General features: G+C 66.8%; 5 protein-coding genes. 1 reads left to right on the top strand and 4 read right to left on the bottom strand.

The features are described from left to right. A partial coding sequence (locus KIH79_RS12570) for a hypothetical protein (RefSeq protein WP_219059696.1) occupies nt 1-222 on the top strand: 222 nt, incomplete at its 5' end. Nucleotides 223-341: 119 nt separating this feature from the next. Here KIH79_RS12570 and ribH read toward each other — a convergent pair. The 4 genes from ribH to ribD all read right to left on the bottom strand — a co-directional run bounded on the left by ribH (nt 342) and on the right by ribD (nt 3,991). Then, complete coding sequence (ribH, locus tag KIH79_RS12565; protein ID WP_152358115.1) at nt 342-830, bottom strand: 6,7-dimethyl-8-ribityllumazine synthase; 489 nt, start codon at nt 828-830, stop codon at nt 342-344. Between the two features lie 2 nt (nt 831-832). Continuing rightward, nucleotides 833-2,125: a 3,4-dihydroxy-2-butanone-4-phosphate synthase gene (gene ribB / locus KIH79_RS12560; protein ID WP_219059693.1), complete on the bottom strand. Its 1,293-nt coding sequence runs from the start codon at nt 2,123-2,125 to the stop codon at nt 833-835. Nucleotides 2,126-2,199: 74 nt separating this feature from the next. Further along, nucleotides 2,200-2,895 carry a riboflavin synthase gene (locus KIH79_RS12555; RefSeq protein WP_219059691.1) on the bottom strand — a complete coding sequence of 232 codons (696 nt, stop codon included), beginning with the start codon at nt 2,893-2,895 and terminating at the stop codon, nt 2,200-2,202. Next, nucleotides 2,876-3,991 carry a bifunctional diaminohydroxyphosphoribosylaminopyrimidine deaminase/5-amino-6-(5-phosphoribosylamino)uracil reductase RibD gene (gene ribD / locus KIH79_RS12550; protein WP_219059686.1) on the bottom strand — a complete coding sequence of 372 codons (1,116 nt, stop codon included), beginning with the start codon at nt 3,989-3,991 and terminating at the stop codon, nt 2,876-2,878. Before ribD ends, KIH79_RS12555 begins: the two co-directional genes overlap by 20 nt. Between the last annotated feature and the right edge of the window lie 19 nt (nt 3,992-4,010).

Genomic DNA, 4,010 nt, shown 5'->3' with positions numbered 1-4,010 from the left:
CAAGCCAAGCAAGACCCGACCATCGAACGCGCTAGACTCAATACCAAGCCGCGCGGTTTCATTCACTTTCTCAATCACACACCGAATCAAACCGCACGGCCCTTACACACCAAAATGCGAAGAGCCGAAAATGCCTATCAGGCGAGGCCGGAGAGCTTGTTGATGAGCTCGGGATCTCGCGTAGCGCCCTTGTCGGCGGAGCGGGCGAAGGCGGCGTTGTAGGGAATAACGGAGCGCCCTCTGCGCTGAGCCGTTAAGCGGGAAGTCCAGTGGGCTTCCCGTAGGCGAAGTAAGCGGCCGCAAGGTCGCACGCGTTATCCCGCGATGTCTGGAGGGACGAATCAGGCGTCGATGGCGCGCAGCACGTTCACCATTTCAATGGCGCCCAGCGCGCAGTCGAAGCCCTTGTTGCCGGCCTTCGTGCCAGCGCGTTCGATCGCCTGCTCGATGTTCTCGGTCGTGATCACGCCGAACAGCACCGGCACATCCGTGCTCAGCGACACCTGCGCAATGCCCTTCGCCGTTTCGTTGCACACCAGATCGTAATGCGATGTGCTGCCGCGGATGATCGCGCCAAGGCAGATCACCGCATCGTAGCGGCCCGTCGACACCATGCGCTTCGCGGCGATCGGAATCTCGAACGATCCCGGCACCCACGCCACATCGACATCCGATTCGGCAACGCCATGCCGCTTCAGGCCGTCCAGCGCGCCCGACAGCAGCTTCGACGTGATGAACTCGTTGAACCGCGCCGCCACGATGCCGATGCGGATCGGCGCCGCCTCGCCGTTCGCGGCGTTGGCGACCAGCTGTCCTTCGAATACCGTCATGATCAGTTCTCCTTTGCCAGAGCACCCAGCAGATGCCCCATTCGATGTTCCTTGGTGGACAGATACTTCGCGTCGTAGTCGGTGGGCGCAATGACCAGCGGCACACGACGGTCGATGACAATGCCGGCGCGCTCAAGCTGGCCGATCTTGTCGGGGTTGTTGGTCATGAGATCGATCGACGCGATGCCCAGATTCCGCAGCATCACCGCCGCCGTCTCGTATTCGCGCGCGTCGGCGGGGAAGCCGAGCTTCAGGTTCGCGTCGAGCGTGTCGAAGCCCTGGTCCTGCAGCTCATACGTGCGCAGCTTGTTGAGCAGACCGATGCCGCGTCCCTCCTGGCTCAGGTACAGGATGACGCCGCGTCCGCGCTCGGCCACGCGACGCATCGCTTCACACAGCTGAGGCCCGCAGTCGCAGCGCTGCGAGCCGAACACGTCGCCGGTCAGGCACTGCGAATGCACGCGGCACAGCACCGGCTCGCGCACGGCGTCGCCGCCGGCCATGGCGGCAAGCACGTCGTCGCCCATGACGAGCGCCACATGCTCGGCGCCATCCGCCTCGTAGCCGACCATCGTGAACGTGCCATAGTCGGACGGCAGCTGCACCTGCGCGACGCGGCGCACCGTGCGCGGGAACTCGTGGGCGCGACGGTAGGCCTGCAGCTGCGCGATCGTGATGATCGCAAGACCGTGCTCGCTGGCGAAGGCGCGCAGGTCGTCGCGGCGCATCATCGTGCCATCCTCCTTCATCATCTCGCAGCACAGTCCGCACGGCTCCAGCCCGGCCAGACGCGCCAGATCCACGGTCGCTTCGGTGTGCCCGTTGCGCTCCAGCACGCCGCCAGGACGCGCCACCAGCGGGAACATGTGGCCGGGACGGCGGAAGTCCTGCGGACGCGTATCAGGGTCGATGCACGCCAGCGCCGTCAGCGACCGGTCGCGCGCGCTGATGCCCGTGGACGTGGTCACATGGTCGATGGACACGGTGAACGCGGTCTGATGGTTGTCGGTATTCGTCGTGCACATGGGCGGCAGCTCAAGACGTGTCGCCAGTTCGGCGCTCATGGGCGTGCAGATGAGGCCGCGGCCATGCGTCGCCATGAACGCGATGTTGGCGGTGGTGGCGTAGCGGGCGGCGCAGATCAGGTCGCCTTCGTTCTCGCGGCTTTCGTCATCGGCGACGACGACGATGCGTCCGGTGGCGATGTCGCGGATCGCGCGCGCAACGGCGCGTTCGGCTTCGGGATCGATGGGGGATGCGGCAGTAACAGGGGAGTTGGAATCGGTGATGGCCATGGCAGGCTCCTTGCAGATAGCAATGACAGGTTGACGATGATGAAAGGTGATGACGGGGCGATGACGGCCGCGCGTCAGAATCCATGCGCGGCGAGGAACTGCTCGGTGATGCCATCGGCGTGCGCACTGGCGGCATCGGCGCTGGCTTCGGCATCGGCGCTGGTGTCGGCGGCGCGCGCCGGCACCGCCATGAACCGCGCCACGTACCGTGCCAGAGGATCGATTTCGAGGTTCACGATGTCGCCCACGCGGCGCTCGGGCAGGACGGTGTGCGCTGCGGTGTGCGGAATGACCGCGACGCCGAACGCATCTGTATTGGCGAACGTGACCGTCAGGCTGATGCCTTCGACGGCGATCGAGCCCTTTTCGGCGATGGCGCGCAGCAGCGCGTACGGCGCGCGAATCGCGTACGCCGTGGCGATGCCGTCGCGCGTGATCGAGGCGATGGTGCCGGTGCCGTCGATGTGCCCGGAGACGAAATGCCCGGAGAAGCGGCCGTCCGCCGGCATTGCGCGCTCCACGTTCACGTGGCTGCCGCACCTGAGCGCGCCGAGGCTGGAACGGCGCAGGGTCTCGTGCATCACATCCGCCGTGAATGCGGTGCCATGCAGGCCGGTGACCGTCAGGCACACGCCGTTGACGGCGATGCTGTCGCCGAGCATGGTGCGGTCGGTGACGACGACGGGCGAATCGATGGTCAGCCGGGCGAAGTCCGCGCCGCGCTCCACGGCCAGCACCGTGCCGAGGTCCTCAACGATGCCGGTGAACATAGTCCACGCCTCCTTCGATGAGGATGTCGTCGCCGATGGCGCTGACGGCCGGATGCGCGATGCGGAAGCAGTCGTCAGGCGAGGCGACGCCGAGGCCGCCGATCGGCGCAGGCGCGCCGGCGCCGCCGAACAGCTTGGACGCGATGTAGGCGCTGACCTTCGTGACGATGCCCGCGTCCAGCGCCGACCATGCGATGCCGCTGCCGCCTTCGATCATGATGCTGTCGATGCCGCGCGCATAGAGCGCTGCGGCGACGGCTGCGATGCTGGCATGGCCGTCGCCGTCGGTCGCGACGTGCAGCACTTCGCAGCCACGGTCGCGGTACTGCTGGGCGCGCGCGTCATTCGCGCTGGCGGTGGCGATGATCGTGGGGGTGCGCGCGGCGGTCGCCACGACCTGCGCGTCGAGCGGCGTGCGCAGATGCGTGTCGCAGATCACGCGCAGCGGGTTGTGCCCATGCTCGATGCGGCTGGTGAGCTGCGGATCGTCGGCGAGCACGGTGTTCACGCCGACGAGGATCGAAGCGAAGCGCGCACGGTCCTCGTGCACGCGCCGCCTCGCCGCCTCGCCGGTGATCCACTGCGACAGGCCGGATGCGGTGGCGATATGGCCGTCGAGCGTCATCGCGTACTTGAGCATGACGAACGGTGTATGCGTCACGATGGCATGCAGGAAGATCTCGTTGAGCGCGTCGCATTCGCTGCGCAGCACGCCTTCGGTCACGGCGATGCCCGCGTCGGCGAGCTGGCGGATGCCCTTGCCGGCGACGAGCGGATTCGGGTCGGGGGAGCCGACGACGACGCGTGCGATGCCGGCGTCGATGAGAGCCTGCGAGCATGGCGGCTGCTTGCCGGTGTGACAGCATGGTTCGAGCGTGACGTAGATGGTGGCGCCGCGCACGTCGACGCCGGCCGCGGCGGCCGCTTCGAGTGCGGCGCGTTCGGCGTGCCATCCACCGAAGTGATCGTGATGGCCCGTGGCGATGATGCGGCCGTCGCGTACGATGACGGCGCCGACCATCGGGTTGGGATTGACCTTGCCAGCCCCAAGCCGTGCGTGACGCAATGCCACGGACATGAATTCCCTGTCGCCCATGAAACCCCTTTCCTTCGGC

The organism is Bifidobacterium miconis (assembly GCF_019331735.1).
Lineage (GTDB): Bacteria > Actinomycetota > Actinomycetes > Actinomycetales > Bifidobacteriaceae > Bifidobacterium > Bifidobacterium miconis.
The sequence above is the reverse complement of the archived record's forward strand: the minus strand, read 5'-3'. Positions and strand labels throughout refer to the sequence as shown.

Coding starts and splice junctions, on each gene's coding strand:
- ribH (WP_152358115.1), bottom strand. CDS start 830: ATGACGGTATTCGAAGGACAGCTGGTCGCCAACGCCGCGAACGGCGAG.
- ribB (WP_219059693.1), bottom strand. CDS start 2,125: ATGGCCATCACCGATTCCAACTCCCCTGTTACTGCCGCATCCCCCATC.
- KIH79_RS12555 (WP_219059691.1), bottom strand. CDS start 2,895: ATGTTCACCGGCATCGTTGAGGACCTCGGCACGGTGCTGGCCGTGGAG.
- ribD (WP_219059686.1), bottom strand. CDS start 3,991: ATGGGCGACAGGGAATTCATGTCCGTGGCATTGCGTCACGCACGGCTT.